The organism is Shewanella sp. Scap07, assembly GCF_013394145.1.
In the GTDB taxonomy this organism is placed as follows: Bacteria; Pseudomonadota; Gammaproteobacteria; order Enterobacterales; family Shewanellaceae; genus Shewanella; species Shewanella waksmanii.
In genome coordinates this window covers 1,005,052-1,030,935 of record NZ_CP041329.1, presented here as the reverse complement: position 1 = coordinate 1,030,935, position 25,884 = coordinate 1,005,052, and the positions used below count along the sequence as shown (strand labels likewise).

The 25,884-nt window shown below is 45.3% G+C and carries 27 protein-coding genes; 11 read left to right on the top strand and 16 right to left on the bottom strand.

What is annotated here, in order from left to right:
• Nucleotides 1-13 precede the first annotated feature (13 nt).
• On the top strand, nt 14-1,300 hold the full coding sequence (locus tag FLM48_RS04485; protein WP_179023743.1) for an ATP-binding protein: 1,287 nt from the start codon (nt 14-16) through the stop codon (nt 1,298-1,300).
• A gap of 16 nt (nt 1,301-1,316) precedes the next feature.
• Here the strand turns inward: FLM48_RS04485 and FLM48_RS04480 are convergent, their stop codons facing one another.
• Entirely contained in the window at nt 1,317-1,592 is a 276-nt protein-coding gene (locus FLM48_RS04480) for a DUF1289 domain-containing protein (RefSeq protein ID WP_028773190.1), read from the bottom strand.
• A gap of 160 nt (nt 1,593-1,752) precedes the next feature.
• Between FLM48_RS04480 and FLM48_RS04475 the strand changes: the two genes are divergently transcribed.
• Nucleotides 1,753-2,289, top strand: coding sequence for a DUF4136 domain-containing protein (locus FLM48_RS04475; protein ID WP_179023741.1), 537 nt, complete (start codon nt 1,753-1,755; stop codon nt 2,287-2,289).
• Nucleotides 2,290-2,628: 339 nt separating this feature from the next.
• Here FLM48_RS04475 and FLM48_RS04470 read toward each other — a convergent pair whose 3' ends face one another.
• On the bottom strand, nt 2,629-3,765 hold the full coding sequence (locus FLM48_RS04470; RefSeq protein WP_179023739.1) for an HlyD family secretion protein: 1,137 nt from the start codon (nt 3,763-3,765) through the stop codon (nt 2,629-2,631).
• Nucleotides 3,766-3,767: 2 nt separating this feature from the next.
• Nucleotides 3,768-4,139, bottom strand: coding sequence for a DUF3302 domain-containing protein (locus tag FLM48_RS04465; RefSeq protein WP_028773187.1), 372 nt, complete (start codon nt 4,137-4,139; stop codon nt 3,768-3,770).
• A gap of 275 nt (nt 4,140-4,414) precedes the next feature.
• On the opposite strand from FLM48_RS04465, the gene purT reads away from it, so the two are divergent.
• Nucleotides 4,415-5,590 carry a formate-dependent phosphoribosylglycinamide formyltransferase gene (gene purT / locus FLM48_RS04460; protein ID WP_179023737.1) on the top strand — a complete coding sequence of 392 codons (1,176 nt, stop codon included), beginning with the start codon at nt 4,415-4,417 and terminating at the stop codon, nt 5,588-5,590.
• A 54-nt stretch (nt 5,591-5,644) separates the two neighbouring features.
• On the opposite strand, the gene FLM48_RS04455 is transcribed toward purT, so the two are convergent.
• The 5 genes from FLM48_RS04455 to FLM48_RS04435 are packed head-to-tail and all read right to left on the bottom strand — an operon-like array spanning nt 5,645 to nt 9,785.
• Nucleotides 5,645-6,598: a D-2-hydroxyacid dehydrogenase gene (locus FLM48_RS04455; protein WP_179023735.1), complete on the bottom strand. Its 954-nt coding sequence runs from the start codon at nt 6,596-6,598 to the stop codon at nt 5,645-5,647.
• 15 nt (nt 6,599-6,613) lie between these two features.
• Nucleotides 6,614-7,231 (bottom strand): outer membrane beta-barrel protein, encoded by a 618-nt coding sequence (locus FLM48_RS04450; protein ID WP_028773184.1) that lies wholly within the window; start codon nt 7,229-7,231, stop codon nt 6,614-6,616.
• Between the two features lie 33 nt (nt 7,232-7,264).
• A complete protein-coding gene (gene djlA, locus FLM48_RS04445) occupies nt 7,265-8,041 on the bottom strand; it encodes a co-chaperone DjlA (protein WP_028773183.1) in 777 nt (258 codons plus the stop codon).
• Nucleotides 8,042-8,097: 56 nt separating this feature from the next.
• Complete coding sequence (murU, locus tag FLM48_RS04440) at nt 8,098-8,784, bottom strand: N-acetylmuramate alpha-1-phosphate uridylyltransferase MurU (protein WP_179023733.1); 687 nt, start codon at nt 8,782-8,784, stop codon at nt 8,098-8,100.
• Nucleotides 8,781-9,785 carry an aminoglycoside phosphotransferase family protein gene (locus FLM48_RS04435; protein WP_179023731.1) on the bottom strand — a complete coding sequence of 335 codons (1,005 nt, stop codon included), beginning with the start codon at nt 9,783-9,785 and terminating at the stop codon, nt 8,781-8,783. Before FLM48_RS04435 ends, murU begins: the two co-directional genes overlap by 4 nt.
• Before the next feature lie 157 nt (nt 9,786-9,942).
• Between FLM48_RS04435 and lptD the strand changes: the two genes are divergently transcribed.
• The 7 genes from lptD to FLM48_RS04400 all read left to right on the top strand — a co-directional run bounded on the left by lptD (nt 9,943) and on the right by FLM48_RS04400 (nt 18,914).
• Complete coding sequence (gene lptD, locus FLM48_RS04430; RefSeq protein ID WP_028773180.1) at nt 9,943-12,264, top strand: LPS assembly protein LptD; 2,322 nt, start codon at nt 9,943-9,945, stop codon at nt 12,262-12,264.
• A gap of 125 nt (nt 12,265-12,389) precedes the next feature.
• Nucleotides 12,390-13,694 (top strand): peptidylprolyl isomerase SurA, encoded by a 1,305-nt coding sequence (gene surA / locus FLM48_RS04425; protein ID WP_028773179.1) that lies wholly within the window; start codon nt 12,390-12,392, stop codon nt 13,692-13,694.
• Between the two features lie 5 nt (nt 13,695-13,699).
• Nucleotides 13,700-14,698 (top strand): 4-hydroxythreonine-4-phosphate dehydrogenase PdxA, encoded by a 999-nt coding sequence (gene pdxA / locus FLM48_RS04420; protein ID WP_028773178.1) that lies wholly within the window; start codon nt 13,700-13,702, stop codon nt 14,696-14,698.
• On the top strand, nt 14,698-15,501 hold the full coding sequence (gene rsmA, locus FLM48_RS04415) for a 16S rRNA (adenine(1518)-N(6)/adenine(1519)-N(6))-dimethyltransferase RsmA (protein ID WP_028773177.1): 804 nt from the start codon (nt 14,698-14,700) through the stop codon (nt 15,499-15,501). Before pdxA ends, rsmA begins: the two co-directional genes overlap by 1 nt.
• A 52-nt stretch (nt 15,502-15,553) precedes the next feature.
• Nucleotides 15,554-15,934: a Co2+/Mg2+ efflux protein ApaG gene (apaG, locus tag FLM48_RS04410; RefSeq protein ID WP_028773176.1), complete on the top strand. Its 381-nt coding sequence runs from the start codon at nt 15,554-15,556 to the stop codon at nt 15,932-15,934.
• Between the two features lie 32 nt (nt 15,935-15,966).
• Entirely contained in the window at nt 15,967-16,791 is an 825-nt protein-coding gene (locus FLM48_RS04405) for a symmetrical bis(5'-nucleosyl)-tetraphosphatase (RefSeq protein WP_179023729.1), read from the top strand.
• A gap of 98 nt (nt 16,792-16,889) precedes the next feature.
• The gene (locus FLM48_RS04400; RefSeq protein WP_179023727.1) at nt 16,890-18,914 is read left to right on the top strand and encodes a methyl-accepting chemotaxis protein; all 2,025 of its coding nucleotides are present in this window, start codon (nt 16,890-16,892) and stop codon (nt 18,912-18,914) included.
• Between the two features lie 67 nt (nt 18,915-18,981).
• Here FLM48_RS04400 and FLM48_RS04395 read toward each other — a convergent pair whose 3' ends face one another.
• The 7 genes from FLM48_RS04395 to rplU all read right to left on the bottom strand — a co-directional run bounded on the left by FLM48_RS04395 (nt 18,982) and on the right by rplU (nt 23,493).
• Nucleotides 18,982-19,368, bottom strand: a complete 387-nt coding sequence (locus tag FLM48_RS04395; RefSeq protein WP_179023725.1) for a DUF3718 domain-containing protein — start codon at nt 19,366-19,368, stop codon at nt 18,982-18,984.
• Nucleotides 19,369-19,467: 99 nt separating this feature from the next.
• Entirely contained in the window at nt 19,468-19,950 is a 483-nt protein-coding gene (folA, locus tag FLM48_RS04390) for a type 3 dihydrofolate reductase (RefSeq protein WP_179023724.1), read from the bottom strand.
• Between the two features lie 326 nt (nt 19,951-20,276).
• The gene (locus FLM48_RS04385; protein ID WP_179023722.1) at nt 20,277-20,744 is read right to left on the bottom strand and encodes a threonine/serine exporter family protein; all 468 of its coding nucleotides are present in this window, start codon (nt 20,742-20,744) and stop codon (nt 20,277-20,279) included.
• Nucleotides 20,741-21,502 (bottom strand): threonine/serine exporter family protein, encoded by a 762-nt coding sequence (locus tag FLM48_RS04380; RefSeq protein WP_179023720.1) that lies wholly within the window; start codon nt 21,500-21,502, stop codon nt 20,741-20,743. The genes FLM48_RS04385 and FLM48_RS04380 overlap by 4 nt, the downstream gene beginning before the upstream one ends.
• A gap of 35 nt (nt 21,503-21,537) precedes the next feature.
• Nucleotides 21,538-22,695, bottom strand: coding sequence for an Obg family GTPase CgtA (cgtA, locus tag FLM48_RS04375; RefSeq protein WP_179023719.1), 1,158 nt, complete (start codon nt 22,693-22,695; stop codon nt 21,538-21,540).
• A 216-nt stretch (nt 22,696-22,911) separates the two neighbouring features.
• Entirely contained in the window at nt 22,912-23,166 is a 255-nt protein-coding gene (gene rpmA / locus FLM48_RS04370) for a 50S ribosomal protein L27 (protein ID WP_028772566.1), read from the bottom strand.
• A gap of 15 nt (nt 23,167-23,181) precedes the next feature.
• Entirely contained in the window at nt 23,182-23,493 is a 312-nt protein-coding gene (gene rplU / locus FLM48_RS04365) for a 50S ribosomal protein L21 (protein ID WP_028772565.1), read from the bottom strand.
• Nucleotides 23,494-23,764: 271 nt separating this feature from the next.
• Here rplU and ispB point away from each other — a divergent pair, with 271 nt between their 5' ends.
• Nucleotides 23,765-24,736 (top strand): octaprenyl diphosphate synthase, encoded by a 972-nt coding sequence (ispB, locus tag FLM48_RS04360; RefSeq protein WP_028772564.1) that lies wholly within the window; start codon nt 23,765-23,767, stop codon nt 24,734-24,736.
• 70 nt (nt 24,737-24,806) lie between these two features.
• On the opposite strand, the gene mdh is transcribed toward ispB, so the two are convergent.
• Nucleotides 24,807-25,742, bottom strand: a complete 936-nt coding sequence (gene mdh / locus FLM48_RS04355; RefSeq protein ID WP_028772563.1) for a malate dehydrogenase — start codon at nt 25,740-25,742, stop codon at nt 24,807-24,809.
• Nucleotides 25,743-25,884: the final 142 nt, after the last annotated feature.

Genomic DNA, 25,884 nt, shown 5'->3' with positions numbered 1-25,884 from the left:
TATTGGATTTCGCTTGAAACGACTTTTTATCAGCCTTTACCTGCTACTGAGCTTAAGTTTTTTAGGTATTGGCTGGACGTTAGATAGCATATGGCAAAACAATATTGAAGACAGTGGCGACATGGATGCGCCGCTGATTGCCCTCGCACAGTTACTATCAAGCTTGCCAGAATATGAGCGCGATGAGTATCTACAAAAAATCAATCACAATCCTAGCTACCCGCTACGATTACTCAATCAATCCCAAGTTGCATTTGGTAAAAGCCAAGGCCTATCCTCTGACAGTATTCTGGTCACGCGTCACGATGATAATCACGAACTGCAATTTATCGCAGTCGACAGTCAAGTGCTGGTCGCTGGCCCGGTCGAGATCGATCCCCGTGGGCGCTTACGTGGCTTGTTTACCTTGTTCTTTTATCTGTCGCTCGCTTTTGTCGCCTTGATTTGGGTTTGGCCCCTATCGAAAGATTTAAAAACCTTGCGCCATGCCACTCGTAAGTTTGGCCAAGCTAATTGGGATACCCAAATACAATTATCTCCTAGCTCGCAGGTACACTCTCTGGCCGATACTTTTAACGAGATGGCTAAACACATCAGTGCGCTGATTGAAAATCAAAAGCACTTATCAAATGCCGTTTCCCATGAAATTAGAACGCCGCTCGCTAGGCTCAAGTTTGCCCTTGCCTTAGCACCGCAATACTGTACTCCAGAGTCTGACCCAGAAAGGCGTCAAGCTTTTTTAGATGACATGCAGCAAGATGTCAAAGAGATGGAGAACCTACTGCAGGAACTGCTGACCTACGCCAGTTTAGAGTCCAACCGCCAAGGGTTAGATTTTGAACGTTGTAATTTAACCCGCTTAACCCAACAAACTATCGAGCGCTTACGTGGCTTAGGGCCGCAAAATATTAGTATCAATACCGATAGAACCATGGAAGTGATGGGCGATCCATCACTTATTGAGCGCGCACTTCAAAACTTAGTCACCAATGCTCAACGCTTTAGTGAACATAATATTGACATCAGCCTGATTAACCAAGGCAATCGGATCTGCTTAACCGTAACCGATGATGGCCCAGGCATTGCGGAACAAGACCAAGAGATGATTTTCGAGCCTTTTTACCGCAGTAAAGTGGTGCAAAATGGCAACAAAGGCCACGGCTTAGGTTTAGCGATTATTAAACGCATCATGGAGCGTCATCAAGGTGAGGTGAAGTTATCTAGCCAACCGGGAAAAACGGCATTTACCCTTATTTGGCCTCATGTTGATTTACGAAAAAGCCCCCAACATAGCGAATAACGGCTGATTTTCGCTATCAGTCTGGCTCTGGTTCTTCAAAATCAAACGTGGGAGTCGCAGACTGTCTGGCGGCAATAATTTGTTGCTTTTTCGCCTTCATTAACGCCAGCTGGCGTCGGCGCTTACGCTGTTTACACAGTCGAATCACATCATATTTTTTTGCATCAGAGAAATGTAACCAATTAAAGCGCTCATCTCGATTTCTTAAACATCCCTTACAGTAACCCTTAGCATCTGTTTGACAGATACCAATACATGGGCTGGGGATATCAAAAAACTCGAGTTGCTCCATAACGATAACTGACAGGCTCCGCGACCATAATAATCTATACTTTAACCATAACTGATTTATTAAGCCTTGGCTAAAAATTATCCGCTATTGAGCAAAAAACCTTGCATACTGAGCGCGTTAGCGCCACATTGAAACAAACACCTTGAGGATAATAAACGATATGAAACAACTTCTGGTTTGTCTTTTTACCCTATTATTTATAAGTGGTTGTGCGACTAAGTCACAGCAAGACTACGACACCAATTATGATTTCACCCAACTACAGCGTTTTGACCAATTAGCCGCAAGTGAAAGTAATGATAGGTTAAGCGCCGGAAGAATCGAGCAAGCCATACTAGAAGAAGTATTAGCAAAAGGTTTCGTGCTCGATACCAACAATCCACAGTTTCATGTGACATATGGCTTTAAAGTTGAAGACAAACCCAAAGACTCTGGCATGTCGATTGGGGTAGGCACCGGTACATGGGGCAGCGGCGGCGGAGTCAGTGTTGGCACCTCCGTTGGCGTACCACTTGGTAGTGACAATGTTAAGGTGCAAACAATTCAAATAGACGTTATTGATACTGAGACCAATCGACTGGTTTGGCGCGGTACCGATAAGTTTAATTTTGATGCCGGTGGAGAACAAAAAGCCGCCGATACCCGCAAAACCGTGGCGAAAATCTTAGCCCAATTCCCGCCCAAAAAAGGCAACTAAAGCCATTTATCATAAAAAAAGAGGCGCAAGCGCCTCTTTTTTATCGTTGTAGCGCTAGGTTATACCAATCAGTATAAGAATTTGATCTACTCAGCGCGCTTTTGGCAAACTACTTCAAGGCCGGCTAATTTAAAGTGAGTACTGAAACAATGGTTGCTCCCTTGTGAGGTTATTCAACGCAGAAGTAGGCAGCCTAAAACGCGCCACAATGGCGAGTTTTAGCGATTCTGATGCAGTGTTAACGAGCTTAACCGTAGAATAACTATGCTCTTCACTCGTTGCCTTGCCTCAGAACCGCTAAACTCTCGCTGAGTGACTAAATGTTTATACTGATTGGTATTAATGAAACAGATAGTTTAACCAGCCTTGCATCCGCAGAATTACCCGGCGCATCACTGCAACGTGGGCAAAGTGCTCAGTATAGATAGCTGCTTGACCCGCCACACCCGCAGGGAAACGGGTATTCATGTCATCGGCTTCTAAATCAATCAGCACGATTGAGCGGCCGCGAGGCATCAACGCCACACCTGAAACCAATAACCCCCGTGATTGCATTTCACCTTCTGCCATTGCAGGAAGAATTGTTGCAACCTTGCCCTTAAAGACTTCACCTGGGGCTGCATCAAGAATAATCTCTGCTTCATCGCCCTCTTTGAGCCTTAGCAGCGAGTTCTGCCAAAATGCGCCAGCGAAGTAACGCTCTTCATCTGGAATAAAGCTCACTAACGATCGCAGCGGCATAGGCACGGCTATAATACCGGGGCGCAATAGCATTTGGGTCACCATACCATCAGCCGGCGCACGTACCACAGTTTGCTCAAGATCGAACAGGGCTTTATCCAGCTCAGCCTTAATGCCAGCCACTTTAGTATTCACGCCATCAACGTTAGACTCAAAAGCCAAGCGAGCACGTAATTCCTGCGCTTGAGCTGCAGAAAGCGACGCTTCAGAACCCAGATAAAGTTGGCGTTTGTTATCGAGTTCTAACTCAGTAAACGGAGAATTAGCACCGCCACGTTTACGCCCTTTCTCATAACGTTCATAGGCCGATTTAGTCCGGTCTCTGTCTGCTACCGCACGTTCAACGCTTGCCAATGAGGTTTTCCACTGCGCTTCGAGCTGCGGCACTTCGAGTTCAGCTGCGACTAACGCGGCTTTCTTTTGCTGCACAATCGCTTCAAAAGGACGCGGGTCGATTCGGAATAACACATCGCCTTTTTTCAGCGACACATTAGGCTCAACTTCGACCTCTGTAACAATCCCTCTAACCGCAGGGTTAATAGGCACCGTAACGAAAATCTCTTTGGCAAAAGGCGTGTAAGGATGGTTGTAATTCATTAACAGCACTAACGCACCAACAATGAATACCCCACCTAAAATAGCGGTAGGAACGGTCCACTTATTTAACGGGATCTTAAATACTTTAAATACGGCGATACAGATAGCGGCATAGGTAAGAATCAGTAGTAAATCCATGGTTATTTCTCTCCCGACTTATCTGCATCGCTAGCTTGTGTACCCGCGCTTAATGCGGCGACTTGTTGCTGCAGCTCAACTACCGTTTGATTGAGCTTTTTGACATCATCTTCAAGCTCTATCTCGCGTTTAGCCACATCATCAAAGCCCCAACCTCGGTCTTCTCGATACAATGTGGCCCATATCCATAAAAATGGCCAAATGGCATGGAGCGTAAATAAGCTGATCCAACCAGCGACATGTAAAGCATCTTGCTGAGGATGGTTGCGCTTTTTGGCTATTTCATAGGGAATATCATGAATCACAATAATTCCGTAGAAAATAAAAATAGCCACAAAAAATAACACACCTAACGCAAAGTAATCTAAGAACACTATTCGCTCCTTAAAAGTCGATATCGCAATCCTGCGACATTTAGTGGCTTTAGTTTTTTGTAAATAAAGGATAAACACCTTATTCAACATCTTCCCAACATTTGGCTAGCAAATCCAGTAATTTTTATCAGCATCTGGTCTTAGTTTGGTGATCTAACACACAGCTTCTATTGTACAAAAAGCGTTTGTCATTGCTTCACGCTATGATATTGCGCAACTGCAAACTGCTTTGCTGATAATCATTTTTATAACAAGTAACCGACAAGGTACCCACAATGATAGGCACCCCAAACTCTACAAATGCCACTCGCGCTATGCTGCTAGGCTGTGGCGAACTTGGTAAAGAAGTCGCAATTGAGCTGCAACGCATGGGCGTTGAGGTCATCGGTGTAGACCGCTACCCAAATGCCCCCGCAATGCAAGTGGCTCATCGCAGCCACGTCGTCAACATGCTTGACGCCAGCGCATTAAGAGCGGTGATAGAAGCCGAAAAACCTCATTACGTGATTCCTGAAATCGAGGCGATTGCCACCCAAACATTAGTCGAAATGGAAGCTGAAGGCGTCAATATTGTTCCCACAGCCAAAGCCACGCAACTCACAATGGATAGAGAGGGGATCCGTCGCCTAGCTGCGGAGACTTTATCGATTCCAACCTCACCCTATTTCTTTTGTGATACTGCAGAAGAATTTGAGCAAGCGGTGACTGACATTGGCTTACCTTGCGTCGTTAAGCCGGTAATGAGTTCTTCAGGTAAAGGCCAAAGCGTTATTCGCCAAGCAAGTGACATTGACAGCGCGTGGCAATACGCGCAAGAAGGTGGCCGTGCCGGCCAAGGCCGAGTGATAGTAGAAGGCTTTATAGAGTTTGACTATGAAATCACCCTACTCACAGTCAGCGCTGTAAACGGTATTCATTTTTGTGATGCCATTGGCCATCGCCAAGAAGATGGCGATTACCGCGAGTCATGGCAGCCACAAGCGATGTCTGCGACCGTACTAGAGAAGTCTCAAGCAATCGGTAAAAAAGTCGTTGAAGCACTAGGCGGCTATGGTCTTTTCGGTGTCGAGCTATTTATTAAAGGCGATGAAGTGTATTTCTCTGAAGTGTCTCCGCGCCCACATGATACCGGTTTGGTTACGCTCATCAGCCAGGATTTATCAGAGTTTGCCCTGCATGTTCGTGCAATTTTAGGCCTGCCTATTGCTAATATTGCCCAGCATGGGCCTTCAGCATCTGCTGTGGTACTCGCTGAAGGCACCTCAAGCAATATTCGCTTTGAAGGTGTCGAGCAAGCACTTACACAAATTAATACCCAAGTGCGTTTGTTTGCGAAACCCGATATTGACGGACGCCGCCGTTTAGGTGTTGCACTGGCACGGGATAACGATATCGACAGCGCGGTAACCAAAGCGGTTAGCGCAGCCAGCGAAATTAAGGTTATTCTTTAACAGTTAGTACCTTTAATCAATAAAATAGGGCTATCAGCCGATAGTCCTATTTCATCAATTGACCTGATTTTCAGGCGTGCCGGCCAAAAACGCTTGCAAATTGGCTACCGCTATCGCCATTAAGCTTTGCCGCGCTTCTCGGGTTGCCCAGGCGTTGTGAGGGGTGATATTGGCATGCTTCGCAGTTAACAATGGATTATTACTGCTTGGTGGCTCAGTCGATAAAACATCCAACCCTGCCGCAGCAATTTGACCTCGATTGAGCGCATTAGCTAACGCTTGCTCATCAACCAGCCCACCCCGCGCAGTATTGATCAGCATTGCCGATGATTTCATCTTAGCCAAGTTTATACTGTTAATTATCTCCTGGGTTTCAGGGGTTAATGGGCAATGCAGTGATAAAATATCACTGTCTTTAAAAAGTTCGACTTGCTCGCACCAACGCACACCATCAGGCAGATCTTGTTTTTCATTTGGTGTATGAATTAACACGGACATTTGAAATGCCACCGCTATGCGAGCCACTTGCTGGGCAATTGCACCGTAGCCCAGTAATCCAAGTGTTTTGCCTTTTAATGATGTAAGTTGCGATAGGGTAAAACAAAAATCCTCACAAGATTGCCACTGACCGCGACTCACCGCTTGGTGGTGGATAGCAACTTGTTGAGTGTGGACTAAGATGTGAGCAAATACCATCTGTGCAACCGCATCTGGCGCGTACGCAGGTACATTGGTTACTATGATACCCAGCTTGGCTGCAGCCTTAATATCAACCACATTAACACCGGTAGCCAGCACCCCAATGTAGCGTAATTTGGGTAACTGCTGCAGCAACTTTGCATCAAGTACGGTCTTGTTGGTTAAAATAATTTCAGCATCAATGGCTCTAGGCAATCGTTGCTGTTCAGCACTACGCTCATACACTGTAATATCTGCTAAATCAGCAAAGCCTTGCCAGCTGATATCACCAGGATTAAGGGTGTATCCATCCAACACAACTAAATTCATCGGGTAACTCTATAGTTAGAAGGTGAACTTTATCCCAGCATTCGCTTGACCTTGCCACATGGTTTCAGCATCAATCGTCCACTTACAAAAGCCGTCACTACAAAACAGACTACTGTCGCTGCTCATAAAAGTGCCATAGCCACGAACATCAGCAAACAGCGACACTGACGGTGCAACGACATATTCAACTCCGCCACCAAAACCAATAGAGAAGCGTGATTCATTGCTATACTGTCCGGCGGGGCTCATGTGGGTTAAACCTAAGCTCGCGGTGACGTAGGGTTTAAAGTCACCATTGGGGAAAAACAACGTACCACCGACATGAAAATAGTCCACTGTGATATCGGTAACCACTTGGTCGCTAAAATTACCACCAGTGCGTAAGTCTGAGTCTTGGCGGCTATATAAAAAATAAATATTGCCTGGGTCTTTAGTATTAAAACCTAACATGACACCGTAGTTAGCCGACTCAGCAACTTTTAAAGTACCACTGTCTTCAGTTTCAGTCTCTACTACATCAAGCTCACTAGCGGCGAAACTATAACCACCAAAAGGAGCCACAAACAGTTCAGTGGCTTGAGCTTGACTCATACCTGCAGCGACAACGGCTACCATCAAATAACATTGTTTCATATGTAGTCCCTTATTGTACTAAGTGCATAACAACTAACGCATTCCCCGTTCAAGCTTTACTCTATCATAGGCAGCTTGAATGTCTTGTGCTTTTGTTTTTGCCAGTTCCATCATTTCTGCCGGCAGGCCTTTGGCAACTAACTTATCTGGATGATGCTCATTCATCAATTTACGATAGGCGCGCTTAATTTGTTGATCTGAACTGGTATCATCAACGCCAAGTACATTATAGGCATCTTCAATTGAGGTCTGCTTACCACCTTGCTGATGGAAGCTAAACTCAGCCTGCCAGCGTTTAAGTAACGAGTCTAGTTGCCCCGCAGTAAACCCCAGCTCTTTGGCGATTAAAGTTAATACACTGTGCTCTTTGGCATCAAGTTGCGCATCAGACAAGGCGGTTTGAATTTGAATCTCCAGAAACATCTGCAATAGCTCTTTGCGCCCCATCGACAATAATCGAAAGGTTTTTAAGCACGCTTTGATATCAAAATCCGCTTGCTTACCCTCACTAAATGCTTTTTGCGCTTCTCTGCGCGCATCACCACTAAGCTGCATTTGATCCATTAACATACTCGCCATGCGAATATCATTTTCAGTGACACGGCCAGATGCTTTAGCCACATGTCCCATCACTGCAAATGTGGTATTAAAAAACAGTGATTGGCGATCAGACCCTTTACCGACGATCCCTTCAAGTTCAGCGCGCTTTTTATCGTACAGGTGCCCCAACCATAAACCGATCAACGCACCGATGATTTTGCCAAACATAAAACCAATAGCGGCGCCAAAAAACTTGCCCCAAATTCGCATCTTACAACCTTAATTAAGTTTATCTAATCTTATATTTTGCTTGTGTTCATAATGATTTAGTTGAGCGCCACATGACGTTCAACAAGCGCAAAGCGCGCCAATGTGCCAACATCACACCAGTATTGTTGATAATGAATACCTGTAACCTCTTTGGCGGCAATCTTAGTTTTCAACAATGGCCCTAAAGGGCTAGCCCCACTTGGTAAGTCATCAAACAGTCTAGGCTGATAAATTGCCATACCAGAAAATGTCAGCTTGTTGCTGCCATCAAGCATCAATAAACTATCGCTTAGAGCAAAATCTCCCTCAGGATGATGTTCAGGATTATCAACTAACCAGAGGCAAGCCTGCTTACCGTTAAGCAGGCGCTCCGCGCCCTGTTGTATTTGCAGGCGGCTAATGGGTAAATCATCAATGAAAATGTCGCCATTTAAGACTAAGAATGGCTCAGGTCCTAACAATGGCAACGCCTGCTTAATGCCGCCAGCCGTCTCTAACGCGGTGGTTTCAGGGCTATATTTAATATTAACTCCAAAGCGAGAACCATCACCGAGGTATTGGGTGATTTTATCCCCCAGCCAAGCATAATTGATGACAATATCAGTAATGCCCAGGGTAGCTAACTTTTCAATATGATAGACAATGAGCGGTTTGCCATGCACCGGCACTAACGGCTTAGGTACTTTATCTGTCAGCGGTCTTAATCGCTCCCCTCGCCCCGCGGCTAATATCATCGCTTTCATTGCTGGGCCTCAAAATTCACCAATACTTTTTGCTCAACCCATTCTCCAAACGCACTGAGCTCTGAATACTTTGCTGCCACTTCAATAATATAGCTAAGGGTCATTGGTATATCAGCCATGTATGCCGGCTTATGATCGCGATAGTTAAGCCGACAAAAAATACCAGCCGCTTTGATGTGCCGCTGCATCCCCATTAAATCAAACCAGCGTTGATATTGAGCAAATGACGTATCTATTGAGAGATATTGGTTATCAACGAGCAATTGGTAGTGCCTTAACATCATCAGCTCACGCACGTCATCAGGGCAGCGTGAATAGCAGTCCCGCAATAATGATACGGCATCATAAGTTACTGGGCCTATTACCGCATCTTGGAAATCGATAACTGCCAGCTGCTGCGATTGCACCATCAAATTACGACTATGGTAGTCTCGGTGCATACCCGCTGTTGGCTGCTCAAGCGCATTGGCTGTAAGCAAGGCAAAGGTAGTGTCTAACATCTGCTGCTCAGATGCTGACAACGCCAAGTTTAGATGCTCTGCTAACAGCCACTCAGTAAAAATAGTCAGTTCTCGTGCGACAAACTGCTCATCATATAGCGGCAGCGCCATTTGATTGCTTGAGGTAATCCCCATAATCGGTAACAACAAATCGATCGCCTGAGCGTATAATTTTTGGCAGCTAGTGCGGTCAAGACAACTGAGCAATTGAGTGTCACCCAAATCGCTAAGGAGTAAAAAACCTTGCTGCAAGTGTTGCTCAATAACTTGTGGTGCCAATAGGCCTTGGCGTTGATACTCTGCGGCTAAATCGATAAAAGGCTGCACAGGAGTTAATTCTGGTGGTGAGTCCATGGCGATATAACTGCCAGTTTCAGTATGAACGCGAAAATAACGCCGGAAACTGGCATCACCGGAAATCAGCTCAAGATGATGATTTGTACATAATATCGTCGCCAACCAGCTTTCTAGGGCAATAAATCTTGGATCTGACAAGGGCACCTCATGGCTCTTAGGCTAAAATTGCTTTATTATAATGCAAAATGGAAACAGCAATATAAGGTATTGTACCGACTTTTGCTGCAGTTGCAGTTATTTATGGATGCAACGTTTCTCTCCTATGACTTGTCTAGACTAAGAAATCAAAATAATTTAAACGATGCAAATCCGATATTTATTGGCTATCAGCCTTTTTCCCCAATTAGTCTTGGCAAACGAGGCTGCAGAACTAGATACTGCCAGCCAGTGTATCGTAGAACCTCCAGTTAAACGCTATATCCATGCGCCAGAATACGATACCCCGCTGAATTTACAGCAAATCAAGATTATTTCAGACAGTTCCTCAGCGAAAATGGGCGATAAAGCACGCTTTAACGGTGATGTATCATTTTCACAAGGAACGCGTCATATTGCTGCAGATACCGCCGTGCTCGACCAAGCCGAAGAGCGTTTAGATGCCAACGGTAACTTAGTCTTCCAAGATAGTATGTTTACGGTAACCGCTGAGTCTTTGGTTGCCCAAATGCGTACCAATAGCGCTACACTTAGTGGGGCGCAATATTGGATGCATGGTCAACAGATACATGGTGAGGCAGAAAAGTTAGAGATCACTCCGGACAATAACCTTCATTTGAGTAATACCAACTTCACCACCTGCCCTCCGGGAGATACTTCTTGGTTGCTTGAAGCAGAAAAAATTAAAATCGATAGCACTGAAGAGTGGGGTGAGCTTTGGGATGCCAAGCTTAAAATTGGCAATGTACCGGTGTTTTATATCCCATACATGACAATTCCGGTATCAGAGAAGCGTAAATCCGGTTTCCTATTTCCAACAATCAGCACCAGCACCACCAATGGTGTTGAGCTCGCGACGCCTTATTATTGGAACATAGCACCTGAATATGATTTAACCTTTACTCCCCATTATATGTCAGCCAGGGGCCTGTTCTTAAAAACAGATTTTCGCTATTTAGCGGGTGATGATCAAGCCGGGCGACTCAATGTCGAGTATCTTGGTAGCGATGGTATGTTAGACAGCAAAAAAGATCGCTATCTGTATCACTGGGAACATCAAGGTGCCATCAACAAAAATTGGCGGGTACTGGCTAACTATACTGACGTTTCCGATAACAACTACTTCAACGATCTCAGTTCAGACGTTAATCGCGCTACAGACAACCAGCTGTCAAGAATCGGGGAAATTGCCTATTTTGAGTCAAATTGGGATGTCAGTGCCCGCGTACAAGACATTAAAGTGCTGGGTGAAGATGAAAAGCCCTATCAAGTCATGCCGCAAATTAATTTCAACTATCGCTCACCCGGCCTTTGGCATGGGCTAGATTTTGATTTTACGAGTGAAGCCACCAATTTTGCTCACACGGAAAACCAATATGCTACTGCTACTCGGTTGCATTTAGAACCTAGTGTGTCATTGCCTATTCATGGTCCTGCCGGTTCATTTACCAGTGAGCTTAAGTTACTGCAAACAAACTACTGGCAGCAGCAAAATGGTTACCTAGGAACCGATGAGCTCGATAGCAGTGTTAACCGTACTTTGCCGCAAGTGAGATTACATGGCCAAGTTAATTTTGAACGCTTCACCAGTATGTTTGAGCAAAACTACCGCCAGACATTAGAGCCACAGTTCCAATATCTCTACGTTGGCTATAAAGACCAATCAAATATTGGCATTTACGATACTGCCCAATTGCAAGAAGATTACCATGGCCTGTTTCGCGAACGTCGCTTCTCTGGGTTAGATCGCATTGCCGATGCAAACCAAATGACGTTAGGCTTAACTACGCGTTTATTTGATGAACAAAACCGTGAAAAATTTAAGTTCAGTATTGGTCAAATTTATTACTTTCAGGACAGTAAAGTCGGTATTGGTGATTTTACTTTCCAAGGTACGACTTACACCCAAGAAGCCACCTCTAACTCTGTGTTAGCGGCAGAGCTTAATACCCAAATATATAACGATTGGTTTATCGGTGGCGCAATCCAATACGACACAAAACTCAGTGAAAACAAAAAAAGTGAAGTCACCTTAGATTTCCGTCCAGGTGCCAATAAACTCATTCAATTTAGCTATCGATACGTTCCAGACTTGGTTAATAGCAACAATAATGAGTCTGTTAACATTAGCCAGACCGGTATGCGGGCGGCTTGGCCACTCACAGATAGCTTGTATTTAGTCGGCAACTGGTATTATGACCTTAATGAAAGCCGTTCTGTAGAGACCTATACTGGCTTTCAATACGAGTCTTGTTGCTGGGCAGTCAGGCTAAGTTATCACTATCGCATTAAAACCAATTATGATGATGACCTAAGTGATACTATAGAGAATCGCGAACTGTTCGAAAGTGGTGTGTACCTTAACTTTGTGATTAAGGGACTTGGCGGCTCAGGACCGCTCGGGGTCGCTGATATGCTTAACGATGGCCTATTCAACTACCGCAAACCGTTATACCTGAAAAATTAAATATGGTTAAATCGCATCAGTTGCGCTGAACCAAGAAGCTGACTTATAGTCCAACACTGATAATAGAATGAACTAGCTGGCGTAACTTAAGTACGCCAGCCCCATAAAGCCAAGGATTTTTGTGGATGAGACCCTGTAAAAAACTGATTTTTGCTTTTTTAGCACTGGCACTGAGCCAAACAACCGTTGCCTCAGCTAACTCGTTAGATCGAGTATCTGTGCAAATTAACGAAGGCATCGTGCTTGAAAGTGAAATTGTAAACATGGTGAAAACGGTTAAGGCCAATGCGAAAGCCGCTGGGCAATCGCTGCCCTCTGATGCAGCACTGCGCACTCAGGTAATAGAGCGCTTAATCATGACTCGCCTGCAAATGCAAACCGCAGATAGAATGGGGTTACACATTGGTGATTTACAGCTAGATCAAACCATCGAAAACATCGCCAAAGAACAAAAAGTGACGGTTGCTCAAATGCAGCAGCAGGTTGAAGCCGACGGCATGAGCTGGGGACAGTACCGAGAGCAGCTGCGTGAAGAGATCACCTTAGGTGAAATCCAACGTATTCAAGTCCAGCGCCGTATTCAGGTTTCCTCTCAAGAGATCAACAACCTGGTTCAAATGATTGAAGAGCAAGGTATGCAGCAGGTTGAATATCAGATTGGCCATATTCTGATTGAAGTACCTAACAACCCAAGCAGTGAGCAGCTTGAGAGCTCAAGTAAGCGTGCTGATGCGGTACTTAAGCGACTTAACAATGATGCAGATTTCAAACAAACAGCAATTGCATCATCGGCTGGCCCCAAAGCACTAGAAGGTGGTGTTTGGGATTATATGAATGTCAATGAAATGCCAACACTGTTTGCTGAAGTCATGTCTGGCGCCAAAACCAACGACATTATCGGACCTATTCGTAGCGGTGCAGGCTTCCATATCATTAAAGTTATGGATGCACGTGGTCTACAGACTCAAGAAATAGATGAAGTGCGTTCTCGTCATATCTTAATCAAGCCTTCACCTATTCTGTCAGAAGAGCGAGCCAAAGCTATGTTGGATAGCTTTGTCACGCAGCTTCGCGCTGGCGATGCGGACTTTGCCACATTAGCTCGCCAATACTCTGAAGATCCAGGCTCTGGAACCAAAGGCGGTGAGTTAGGCTGGGCCGAGCCTACAGCCTATGTACCCGCTTTTGCTCAAACTTTAGATGCGTTAGAAATTAACGAAATCAGTGAGCCTTTCCGTTCAAGCCACGGCTGGCATATTGTCCAGTTAGAGGAGCGCCGGAAAACTGATGCAACTGATCAAGTGAATACCAATCGCGCACACCAGCTAATCTTCCGTCGTAAATTTAACGAAGAGCTACAAAACTGGTTAGATGAAATGCGCTCAGAAGCTTACATCGAAGTGTTCGATGAGAATTTTAATCGAGGTTAATCATATTGACGACCAAACGAATAGCTATTACGCCGGGTGAACCCGCCGGCGTAGGCCCCGATTTAGTCATCCAACTTGCTCAGCAGTCTTGGCCTGCTGAGCTTGTTGTTTGTGCTGACCCACAATTACTTAGCTCACGAGCAAAAAAGCTTGGCTTACCGTTAGCGTTGCAGCCGTTTCAGCCAGGGCAAGCACCGAAACCTCAAGAAGCAGGAACATTGACCATCGCTCCGTTTTCACTTGTAAGTGAGGCCGAATGCGGCAAACTTGATGAGCAAAATAGCGCTTACGTGGTCGAAACCTTGCGCTACGCTGGCGAGAAAAACATGAATGGTGAGTTTGATGCTGTGGTCACAGGCCCTGTGCACAAAGGCATCATCAATCAATCGGGTATTCCCTTTAGTGGTCATACTGAGTTTTTTGCCAATCAAGCCAATTGCCAAGACGTAGTGATGATGCTGGCAGCACCCGGTTTGCAAGTCGCCTTAGTGACAACACATATTCCTTTAGCCTATGTGTCAAAAGCAATCACCCGCGACCGTCTGCATCAAATTATTAAGATTTTGCATACTGATTTGGTCAACAAATTTGCTATCCCCTCACCTAAGATTTACGTCTGTGGATTAAATCCTCACGCTGGCGAAGATGGCCACTTAGGTAGAGAGGAGATAGATACCATTATTCCAGCTCTTGAAGAACTTAGAGAGCTAGGGATGGAAATTGTTGGGCCATTGCCAGCAGACACCCTATTTCAGCCTAAATATTTACAAGATGCTGACGTGGTACTTGCTATGTACCACGACCAAGGCCTTCCGGTGCTGAAATCACAAGGGTTTGGCAATTCAGTCAACATTACCCTAGGCTTGCCGTATATTCGCACCTCGGTTGACCACGGTACCGCACTAGAACTCGCAGGCACGGGAGATGCTGATATCGGCAGTTTTGTCTGCGCATTGAATAAAGCCATAGAATTGGCTAAGACAAATGAGTCACAAGATAACTAATGAGTAATAAAGTCCATTTAGGCCATACTGCGAGAAAACGCTTTGGTCAAAACTTCCTCACCGACACCAATGTCATCAATCGCATTGTTGGTGCCATTGCGCCTGACAATGACCATGTGATGGTCGAGATTGGCCCTGGTCTTGCTGCGTTAACCGAACCGGTTGCTGAAAGCATTGATAAACTGACGGTAGTCGAGCTCGACAAAGATTTGGTCGAGCGCCTTAAAGTACATCCAACCCTGAAAGATAAGCTTGAAATCCATCAAGGCGATGCATTGCAGTTCGATTTTAGTCAACTCATCAAAGAAGATAAGCAGCTGAAAGTATTCGGGAACCTACCCTACAATATTTCAACGCCCTTAATGTTCCACTTATTTGAGTTTGCAGAGCATATTGAGAATATGCACTTTATGCTGCAAAAAGAGGTAGTACTACGACTGTCTGCTTCGCCTGGCACTAAAGCCTATGGTCGCCTAACGGTTATGGCGCAATACTTTTGCCAAGTTATGCCAGTGCTTGAAGTCCCGCCCGGCTGCTTTACCCCACCACCTAAGGTTGATTCGGCTGTAGTTAGACTGGTGCCATACAAGAATAAGCCATTCCCATGCAGCGATGTCGATGTACTGCGTCATTTGTGCACAACCGCTTTTAATATGCGCCGCAAGACCCTACGCAACAATCTTAAGCACATGTTAAGTGATGATGACTTTGCGCAATTAGGTATTGATTCTGGCAAGCGTCCTGAGCAAATTACCGTTGAAGAGTATGTTGCCATGGCGAACTTGTTCGCAAACAAATCATAAGTAGATTGATAGCCAACGAGGCTTGCCTCGTTGGTGCTTGTTAGGAAATCCAATGACTGAACTTGAATCCTCTATCCGCATCGAGGTAAAAACGCAATACATCGAAGAGCAGTCTGCCCCCGATGAAGAACGTTACCTATTTAGTTATACCATCACCATCGTTAACCTAGGCGATAAACCAGCGACCTTAAAAACACGCTGCTGGAGCATCACCGACGCAAATGGTCACCATAGTGAAGTTCAAGGTGCTGGTGTAGTGGGTGAAACGCCAACCATAGAGCCAGATGCAGCCTACCAATACACCAGTGGCACAGTCGCTGAAACCCCACTGGCTGTCATGCAAGGTTATTACGGTATGGAGTTAGATGACGGCACTGAATTTAAAGCCACCATTCCAGCATTTAGACTCGCCATGCCGGGGTTACTGCATTAATCGCAACGATAAAAACAGTCAATAAGGGCCCAATGGCAACATATTTTGTAGGTGATATACAAGGCTGCTTTGATGAACTGATGGCAGTGCTCGATAAAGTAGATTTTAACCCGTCCCGAGATCAATTATGGGCCGTTGGTGACCTCGTCGCACGCGGTGAAGGGTCATTAGAAACCCTTCACTATCTACGTAGTTTAGGTGAATCAGCTCAAGTGGTTCTGGGTAATCATGACTTGCACCTGCTCGCGGTACAAAAAGGCCTTAAACGCGCAAACCCAAAAGATAACCTGCAATCACTACTTAAGGCGAACGATCTTCCCGAGCTTATTGATTGGTTAAGGGCGCAACCACTCTACCGCTTTGATGAAAGCAGCAAAATAATAATGACTCACGCAGGAGTGCCGCCCCACTGGAGCTTGCAGAAATTGCAACTGCGTGCTGATGCCGTCAGCGAAGTACTACAATCAGATGACTACATAGAACGCCTCATCTCACAAATGTACACCGATAATGTCGCTGACGATCGTGGTGACATGACCGAATTAGAACACCATATCTATTGCATCAACGCGCTAACTCGTATGCGTTATTTGTCCCCTAATGGCCATTTAGATTTCGCCTGTAAAATGCCACCAGAGCAAGTTGATGATCCGGCTCTTTCGCCCTGGTTTACCTATGCCAGTGAAACTCATCCAAAATACACTTTAGTATTTGGTCACTGGGCCGCCCTAATGGGTAATGTGCCGTCCGAAAGCCTACATGCATTAGATACTGGCTGCTGCTGGGGAGAGCATTTAACCCTGTGGCATAAAGAGTCAGATCAAAAAATTACCCAAAAAAGGTTAAAAAAGAGTTAAACTACCGAGTGATATGGCCGATATAAAAGCTAGCCGTTCGAGCCCTGAAATATAAAGCGTTTTTGTTAGGGATATAAAAATTACAACCGGAGTGCCCTATGAAATTGAATGTCGCCACTAGAGTCATTGGTGGATTTAGCGTTGTGACCTTGTTGCTGATAGCCCTCGGTATCGCCTCAATGCTAACAAACAATAATATTAAAAATAGTACTATTGTCCTCAAAGAGCTCAGCCTTCCTGCTTTAGAAGCCAGTAACAGCCTGATTTCAAGCATCTCACAACAAGAAAAACAACTGCTCACCGCCTTTCACAGTACGAAATCTTCACAGCTACCTGCCATTGAAAATACCTTTAACCAGCACGGCGGACGCTTTAGTGCTGAACTGAACAACTTAAAAGGCATTGTGAGCGGGCAAAGCGGTGATATTGCAGGTGTTATCAATAAGGTTAACCAAAGCTACCAGCAGTTTAATAGTAATAGCTTAAAGATGATGCAGACGCGTGAAAATGCCTTAATCACCCAAGAGAAGCTCATCAATAAACTCGATGATTTAGAAATGGCGGCTGACGATACTGCCTCCTTGCTTCTTGACCTGATTGACCTTGAGCTCAGTGAAGACACCACAGAACAAGAAATTGCCGCCACAGCAAGTAATATTGAAAATAGCTTCAGCGGCATAGTCAGTAGCGCCATTGATTTGGTCAATGCCGAAGATAAGTCTAAGTACCAAACCATCAGTAAAGAACTTGAGTACATATTAAGTGAAGCTAAAAGCAAACTTGATTATTTAAGCCGTCACGCAGAAGGCACGGTTGATAGTGACATGCTCGACGATATCAGCACTGAAGCCGCCGCCGTACTTGCCATGTTAACTGGCAGCAACTCAGTTCAAAATATGAAAGGTCGCCAGTTAGACTTTGAAACTTCAGCATCTAACATGCTAAATCAAGTCGCCAATGATGTGGCGAGTGTCAGTAGCAACATGGAGACCTTAACTCGCTCAATCGAGCGTGTATCTACCCAAATTAGCGATGCCGCTATCGCCGATATTGATAGTGCAAGCTTCAATACACTTGCCTTAGTCATTATCGCTATTTTGGTTGCCATTGTGGTCAGTATCGCCGTGGTTCGTCCGTTGACGCGCTCACTGGGTAAAGTGAACAACGCGTTAAATATTCTTGCATCAGGCAATCTAACCCATAAGTTGGATGACAGTGGCCACGATGAATTTGCCGAGCTATCGAAGAACTGTAACCGTTTGGTTGATAGTCTACGCACACTTATCCAAGGTATTCTTGACCGTTCAAATCAGCTCGCTGCGGCAGCAGAACAAACCTCTGCTATTACTGCGCAAACGACAGCTGGTATTCAAGAGCAAAAAAGCCAAGTAGACCAAGTTGCTACAGCAACAACAGAGCTAAGCTCTTCTGCTGAACAGGTAACAAGTAGCGCAGATGATGCCCTGCATCAAATTAAACAAGCAGATGATGAAGCCCAGCATATGCGCGCCATAGCAGACGAGAATAAGCGCACTATTCTGGCGCTTGCTGATGAAGTCGCCAAAGCTGGTACGGTAATTAACAAAGTCCACTCAGACAGCGCCTCTATTGGTTCTATCTTGGATGTTATTCGTGGTATTGCTGAACAGACTAACCTGTTGGCACTAAACGCTGCAATTGAAGCAGCACGTGCCGGTGAACAAGGACGCGGTTTTGCGGTTGTCGCCGATGAAGTACGTAGCTTGGCTTCACGTACCCAAGACTCGACCCAAGAAATCCAGCAAATGATTGAAGTCCTGCAACAAGGTACTCAAGAAGCGGTTTCTGTGATGGAACTAGGCAGAGAACAGGCAAGCTCTTGTGTCGATAAGACTGAGCAAGCTAATGCGGCACTTGAGAGCATCAGTGAAGCTGTGCATCAAGCCCATGATTCTGGCACTCATATTGCCCATGCAGCCCAAGAACAAAACTTGGTGAGCCAACAAGTCTCTGAGAAGCTTGAGCATATTGCTGCCATTTCAGAAGAAACAGCCACTGGTGCCGATCAAACTGCCCAATCAAGCCAGCAAGTGGCACAGTTGGCTGAGGAGCTACAAGCCTCGGTTGGCGAATTCAAGATTTAATAGACAAGCACCAACAAAAATGCCGGGCTAAGCCCGGCATTTTTATATCAAGACATAAAGTCGTAAATTAGCCGCCCGTGCGCTCTTTAATCGCAGCAGCGATTTCACTAGCACCGTGACCGTTAGCTTCTGCCCACTGTGAAATGGTTTGTCCATCCCCCTCAGCAGCTTGAAGATCTGATACTGAAAGGCGCTTAGCAACAAAAGTGCCTACGCTATTGGCGCCACTATTCATGGCTAAGCGCAAAATGCTATCACCATTACACGAGATACCCGTATAGATATTACGTAACTTAACGCGATTTTCTTTTAGTTTTTTACGTAAGCGGTTTTTGTCATCCGCTTGTACGTAGTTGCAGATATTTGCTGCAAGCTGGTCGTTAGCTTGTGCCGCGGGCATCGATATTGCCGAGGCCGCAATAATCGCAGCAATCGTCGTAGGTAACAGACGCATCTGATACTCCTTAGTCTTTATTGTTTTTATCAAGTGAAGTTTTGCTACTCAGGTATCATCGCCCCACTTACTACGATGGAACAAATTTACTACCATAATTTAACACTTTTTTACTAAGTTGATAAAGCTATATTGTATGCCTTTGTCGTTAATTGCACTTTCTTCGCTAACTTTTTGCCAACTACCATCATCCCAAACCGGAAAGTGAGTATCACCATCAACATCAAGATTAATCTCGGTAAGGTAAAGTATGTCAGCATGGGGAAGCATCGCTTGGTAAAGCTGACCTCCTCCCATAATAATTAGCTCCTCGCAGCTACCGGCCACTTGCTTAGCCTCTTCAATGGAAGTAACACAAGTCACGCCTTCAATGTTAAGGTCTGCTTGCCTGGACAGCACGATATTGAGCCGTCCTGGCAATGCCCTGCCAATAGACTCATAGGTTTTACGGCCCATTACGATAGGCTTACCCATGGTCATGGCTTTAAAGTGTTTTAGATCTTCTGGCAGGTGCCATGGCATTTGGTTGTCTTTGCCTATCACACGGTTATTCGCCATTGCTGCAATCATTGCAATTTTCATTTATTCTCCCAATGCCACATCGTAGCTTATTGTTATTGTTACGCTATTCATTAGCGTGAATTATACCAATCAGTATAAACATTTAGTCACTCAGCGAGAGTTTAGCGGTTCTGAGGCAAGGCAACGAGTGAAGAGCATAGTTATTCTACGGTTAAGCTCGTTAACACAGCATCAGAATCGCTAAAACTCGCCATTCTGGCGCGTTTGGGGCTACCTACTTCTGCGTTGAATAACCTCACAAGGGAGCAACCATTGTTTCAGTTATTCGCCTTGAATTAGTTTGCCAAAAGCGCGCTGAGTAGATCAAATTCTTATACTGATTGGTATTAGACCACTGGCCGACTTCGATAATAGAGTAAACTTGGCATGGCTAAGCCCACAGCGAGTGCGCCAAGTATGAACACGGTTTTTAAACCATTACTGATAACGCTATCGAGTAGCTCGGTTGTTACTGTAGGCAGCATCGATAATTGCACAAGTGCAATAACAGTATTAAATGCATAGGTACCTGGCACCATAGGTATAATCGCGGCAACAGCATACATTAATGGTGGCGCTAAATGCCGTTTAGCAAATTGTATAGTCAGTAACCCCACTATGGCTGCTGCAATAAAAGTGGCCCACTCTATCGGCAAGTTAAAGTGCATCAGTAAAGTGCGAGTGCTATGACCTAGCGCGCCGGCGATCGCGCAATAGCCAAGATAGCGCCGTGGAACATTGAACACCATGGCAAAACCGACAGCCGGAATAGCAGAGAAAATCGCATCATTGATTAACGAGGTAATCAGCATCATAACAACAAACCACCGAATTGCATCGCCATGGTAATGCCCACGACAGAGGCGACGGTCAATAAGGTAGCATGGCCCCAGCGGGCAATACCCACATTTAAATGGCCTTTGACCATATCTGAAATGGCATTGATCATCGGAAAACCAGGAACCAGCATGAGTACACTGGCCGCCATAGGCAATTTAGGCGTTGCTGTTAGCTCAAAGTGATAACCTAATTGGGCGATACCTACGGTAATAAAGGCTGTCACCGCAAAATTAACGAGTAAATTAAAATGATGCTTTGCTATCTGCAACCGTACCAGCATACCGACAGAGCTGGCTAAAAAAGTGAGTACGCTAGCTGCTAAATCCCCACCAAACAGATGACAAAAGCTTGCGCAAGAAAGGCCAATCATGGGAATCAGGTAACGCTTAGGGTAGCTTCTCGGCTCTATCCTATTAACTCGCTTGCGCACCTCAGCCAGACCATACAAGCCTTTCTCTGTCAGCAAACAGATTCGTTGTAACTCGCAAATAATGGTCATATTGATCCCATGTTCGCGAATACGTCTTGTGGTGGTAATGCACCGCCCATGAACTAGGCTAGTTAAAACAAGGGAGTTTGACGAGATAGACAGTTCGACACTGGCCAGTCCCAGTGCCGCACCTAGACGCTGACTCATCTCTTCAACGAGTTCTGACTCAGCACCGTAGGCAAGCAGGAGTTGCGCAACCCGCACAACTTGGCGGGTTATATCATTTTGAGTATCAGCGTACACAGAGCCCTCTATGGAGCTGATACGCTGACAATACTTTATCTTTGGTAGATAATCTCAACATCGTAGTCGTCATCGTCGAAGTCATCATCATCCATGTCATCTTCGTACTCTTCGTTGATAGAGTCTTGATGGTAATTATCCCACTTAAACTCAACTTCAGCATCTGCATCAACGGCTTCTTCTTCGGGCAACGACTCAATAAAATCGACCAACTTAAGTGTTAGCGGCTCAGTGCCTTCACGATTATAAGCAGAGATAGTATAAACATCGCCTTGCCAATCGAGCTCTTTCACTATGCGCTCAACCCGCTCCTGCAACTCTTCTTCTAGCAATAGATCGGTTTTATTGAAAACTAACCAACGCGGCTTGCTCGCCAGCTTTGGTGAGTGCTTTTCCAGTTCGCCTACAATGGCGCGAGCAGCATCAACCGGATCGCTACCATCAATTGGATCGATATCCAAAATATGCAGCAGCACACGACAGCGCTCTAGGTGTTTAAGGAAGCGAATACCAAGACCGGCACCTTCAGCAGCACCTTCAATAAGCCCAGGGATGTCAGCAATAACAAAGCTTTGCCCATGGCGCGGGGTCACAACCCCCAAATTAGGAACCAATGTGGTAAACGGGTAGTCAGCAACTTTAGGCTTAGCTCTGGATACGGCGCGAATGAAGGTTGATTTACCTGCATTTGGCATCCCAAGTAAACCAACATCAGCTAGCAACATCAATTCAAGCTTAAGACTGCGAACCTCACCCGGTGTGCCGAGTGTTTTTTGGCGAGGAGCACGATTGGTACTACTTTTGAAACGAGTGTTACCTAAACCGTGGAAGCCGCCCTTGGCCACTAACAATTTTTGACCGTGAGTGGTTAAGTCACCTAATGACTCAGCAGTTTCTTCATCGACAGCTCGGGTACCAACTGGCACTTTTAGAATCAAGTCTTCGCCACCGTGACCGGTACAATCTCTGCCGCGGCCATTATTACCACGCTCAGCGCGATGAAAGCGTTCAAAACGGTAATCAATTAGCGTATTGAGGTTTTCATCTGCTTGCAGGTATACACTGCCGCCATCGCCACCATCACCGCCATCTGGACCACCATCTGGAACATATTTTTCGCGCCTAAAACTGACACAACCACTACCGCCATCACCAGCTTCAACTCTGATAACCGCTTCATCGACAAACTTCATAACCACTCCTGACACCACAGAATAGAGAAATTATATCTGCTATCTATTCGGGTCGCCAAAAAAACAATGTTCTTTACACTGCTGGATAGTCAGTTGCTACTCAGCAGTCACATTCAACGTCGCCAATTAAATTGCTACATTGATTTTTACTCTCTACAAAAACAATAAAGCCCCGCCAAAGGCAGGGCTCTATTTAAATCTTTGCTTGCGCTCAGATTAAGATTCGATGCTAATGAACTTACGGTTCTTAGGACCTTTAACTTCGAACTTAACTTTACCGTCAGTCAAAGCGAATAGAGTATGGTCACGACCAATACCTACGTTTACACCAGCGTGGAATTTAGTACCACGTTGACGAACAATGATGTTACCAGCAAGAACTGATTCACCACCGAAACGCTTTACACCAAGACGTTTGCTTTCTGAATCGCGGCCGTTACGAGTAGAACCGCCAGCTTTTTTATGTGCCATGAGTTAGACTCCTAATTAAGCGTTGATAGCTGTAATTTTAACTTCGGTGAACCACTGACGGTGGCCCATTTTCTTTTCGTGGTGCTTACGACGGTTAAACTTCTGAATAGTTACCTTCTCACCACGACCGTGGTTGATAACTTCAGCGATAACCTTACCACCTTCAACTAAAGGTGCACCAACGTGTACAGTTTCACCATCAGCAACCAATAATACTTGGTCAAATTCGATAGTTTCACCTGTAGCAACTTCTAATTTTTCTAGACGTACAGTATGGCCTGCAGCAACACGGTGTTGCTTACCACCACTTTGAAAAACAGCGTACATAGCTATTTTACTCCGATATTTCTAACACGCAGACTTTTTTATTAGGCTGGGTGCTATAAAAGCTTTAATGACAATGGTCGCGGAGTTTACGCTAACTAGACCAAGCTGACAAGTCCTAATTCACTTTGATCAAAAAAAGATCGGAATTACTCTCACAATGGCTCACTAATACTGTCTTACAGCGTATTTTTAGGTAGAATCGCAATATTATAACATTTTTGCATTAAATTGGATGCGCCCTTTTTAAGTATCCTAACGGTAGAGCCTAAATATGGATTTGAACGCCATTCGTCAGTTAGCTGACCACGACATGAAAAATGTCGACCAGCTAATCTATAAACAACTCGAGTCTGATGTAGCCTTAATTAACCAGTTAGGTTTCTACATTATCAATGGTGGCGGCAAACGCATGCGTCCGCTGCTATCAATATTAGCGGCACGTGCCATTGACTACCAAGGTGAAGCCCACCTTAAATTAGCAGCCATCATTGAATTCATTCATACCGCGTCCTTGCTGCATGATGATGTCGTTGATGAGTCTATGCTACGCCGAGGACGTGAAACCGCCAATGCCCTATTTGGCAATAGTGCGAGCGTGTTGGTTGGGGACTTTCTTTATACTCGCTCGTTCCAGATGATGACAGAGTTAGGCAGCATGCAAGTACTAGAAGTTCTAGCAGATGCAACTAACATCTTGGCAGAGGGTGAGGTACTACAGTTGATGAACTGTAATGACCCCGATACCACCGAAGAAAGTTACATGCGTGTCATTTACTGCAAGACCGCCAAGCTATTTGAAGCTGCAACACGCCTAGCAGGGGTGCTTGCTGACAGTCCAATAGAGATTCAAACCGCACTTGCTGACTATGGCAAATACCTCGGCACCGCCTTCCAGCTCACCGATGACTTACTCGATTACACCGCAGATACTGAAGAGCTTGGCAAAAACATCGGTGATGACCTTGCCGAAGGAAAGCCAACACTGCCGCTGATTTATGCCATCGCAAATGGCACCGAATCGCAAAGCGCAATGATCCGCGAAGCGATTGAGAAAGGTGACGGTACTGAGCATATCGAAACCATTATGGCAGCTTTGCATAGTTGCGGGGCGCTGGCATATACCGAGAAACGTGCGCTAGAAGAATCTGACAAAGCCATAGCGGCACTTTCTCCCCTACCAGACAGTGAGTACAAGCAAGCGCTGATCTCTTTAGCTGAAATCGCAGCAGCGCGCAGCCACTAAAAGTCGCAAGCTTAATACCAAGCAAACAAAAAAGGAGCCATTAGGCTCCTTTTTTTGTTTTGCTAACGATTTACTTAACGAAATCGATACCTAAGGTAATGTCAGCTTTTAGGGTATCTAGCATTGCATCACGAGCATTAGCTTCAAACGCACTCGTTTCACCGTAAGCTAGTACCTGCTCAACACCATTTTTGCCAAGCAATACTGGTTGCGCAAAAAACTCTGCGTGCTCACTGCCACCATCGACATAGGCACACTCAACCACGTTGGCTTCACCTTGAAGACCACGCACTAGCGACAAACCAAAGCGGCATGCTGCTTGGCCCATTGACAGTGTAGCACTACCGCCACCGGCTTTAGCTTCAACCACTTCGGTACCCGCATTCTGAATGCGTGTCGTTAATGCAGCGACTTCTTCATCACTAAAGCTCACACCTTCAATTTGAGAAAGTAGAGGTAAGATAGTCACACCGCTGTGGCCGCCAATCACATTGACATTCACGTCAGCAACATTCAGGCCTTTGGCTTCTGCAACGAAAGTTTCAGAACGGATAACATCCAGTGTAGTCACACCGAACAAACGATTTTTGTCATAAACACCTGCCGCTTTCAATACTTCAGCTGCAATCGCTACCGTGGTGTTAACAGGGTTAGTAATAATACCAATCAATGCTTTTGGACAAGCAGCAGCACATTTTTCAACTAGGTTTCTAACAATACCTGCATTGATATTGAATAGATCTGAGCGGTCCATACCTGGCTTACGTGCTACACCAGCAGAGATAAGAACAACATCAGCGCCTTCTAACGCAGGTGTTGGGTCTTCACCAGCAAAACCTTTAACTTCAACATCAGTTGGGATGTGGCTAAGGTCAACGGCGACACCAGGGGTAACAGGTGCGATATCATATAGGGACAGTTTTGAACCGGCAGGCAGCTGAGTTTTCAGAAGTAGGGCTAAAGCCTGGCCAATACCACCAGCGGCACCAAGTACAGCAACTTTCATAGTTATCTCCGTTATTTCTTGGATATTTGTGATGTAGATCGTATTTGTTGATGGCGCAACATTACTGGAATCACAAACAAAATTCAATTATCCCTTAGTCGTGCAACTGACATTTTCGCCATATGTTATTGCCACAAGCAGC

What these genes read in the sequence shown, in the direction of transcription:
- FLM48_RS04385 (WP_179023722.1), bottom strand. Translation starts at nt 20,744, where the DNA reads ATGATGCTGATTACCTCGTTAATCAATGATGCGATTTTCTCTGCTATT.
- ispB (WP_028772564.1), top strand. Translation starts at nt 23,765, where the DNA reads ATGGATTTGAACGCCATTCGTCAGTTAGCTGACCACGACATGAAAAAT.
- djlA (WP_028773183.1), bottom strand. Translation starts at nt 8,041, where the DNA reads ATGCGAATTTGGGGCAAGTTTTTTGGCGCCGCTATTGGTTTTATGTTT.
- rpmA (WP_028772566.1), bottom strand. Translation starts at nt 23,166, where the DNA reads ATGGCACATAAAAAAGCTGGCGGTTCTACTCGTAACGGCCGCGATTCA.
- FLM48_RS04480 (WP_028773190.1), bottom strand. Translation starts at nt 1,592, where the DNA reads ATGGAGCAACTCGAGTTTTTTGATATCCCCAGCCCATGTATTGGTATC.
- FLM48_RS04450 (WP_028773184.1), bottom strand. Translation starts at nt 7,231, where the DNA reads ATGAAACAATGTTATTTGATGGTAGCCGTTGTCGCTGCAGGTATGAGT.
- folA (WP_179023724.1), bottom strand. Translation starts at nt 19,950, where the DNA reads ATGAAAATTGCAATGATTGCAGCAATGGCGAATAACCGTGTGATAGGC.
- FLM48_RS04405 (WP_179023729.1), top strand. Translation starts at nt 15,967, where the DNA reads ATGGCAACATATTTTGTAGGTGATATACAAGGCTGCTTTGATGAACTG.
- FLM48_RS04475 (WP_179023741.1), top strand. Translation starts at nt 1,753, where the DNA reads ATGAAACAACTTCTGGTTTGTCTTTTTACCCTATTATTTATAAGTGGT.
- FLM48_RS04395 (WP_179023725.1), bottom strand. Translation starts at nt 19,368, where the DNA reads ATGCGTCTGTTACCTACGACGATTGCTGCGATTATTGCGGCCTCGGCA.
- rplU (WP_028772565.1), bottom strand. Translation starts at nt 23,493, where the DNA reads ATGTACGCTGTTTTTCAAAGTGGTGGTAAGCAACACCGTGTTGCTGCA.
- surA (WP_028773179.1), top strand. Translation starts at nt 12,390, where the DNA reads ATGAGACCCTGTAAAAAACTGATTTTTGCTTTTTTAGCACTGGCACTG.
- rsmA (WP_028773177.1), top strand. Translation starts at nt 14,698, where the DNA reads ATGAGTAATAAAGTCCATTTAGGCCATACTGCGAGAAAACGCTTTGGT.
- cgtA (WP_179023719.1), bottom strand. Translation starts at nt 22,695, where the DNA reads ATGAAGTTTGTCGATGAAGCGGTTATCAGAGTTGAAGCTGGTGATGGC.
- apaG (WP_028773176.1), top strand. Translation starts at nt 15,554, where the DNA reads ATGACTGAACTTGAATCCTCTATCCGCATCGAGGTAAAAACGCAATAC.
- murU (WP_179023733.1), bottom strand. Translation starts at nt 8,784, where the DNA reads ATGAAAGCGATGATATTAGCCGCGGGGCGAGGGGAGCGATTAAGACCG.
- FLM48_RS04455 (WP_179023735.1), bottom strand. Translation starts at nt 6,598, where the DNA reads ATGAATTTAGTTGTGTTGGATGGATACACCCTTAATCCTGGTGATATC.
- lptD (WP_028773180.1), top strand. Translation starts at nt 9,943, where the DNA reads ATGCAAATCCGATATTTATTGGCTATCAGCCTTTTTCCCCAATTAGTC.
- FLM48_RS04400 (WP_179023727.1), top strand. Translation starts at nt 16,890, where the DNA reads ATGAAATTGAATGTCGCCACTAGAGTCATTGGTGGATTTAGCGTTGTG.
- purT (WP_179023737.1), top strand. Translation starts at nt 4,415, where the DNA reads ATGATAGGCACCCCAAACTCTACAAATGCCACTCGCGCTATGCTGCTA.
- FLM48_RS04470 (WP_179023739.1), bottom strand. Translation starts at nt 3,765, where the DNA reads ATGGATTTACTACTGATTCTTACCTATGCCGCTATCTGTATCGCCGTA.
- mdh (WP_028772563.1), bottom strand. Translation starts at nt 25,742, where the DNA reads ATGAAAGTTGCTGTACTTGGTGCCGCTGGTGGTATTGGCCAGGCTTTA.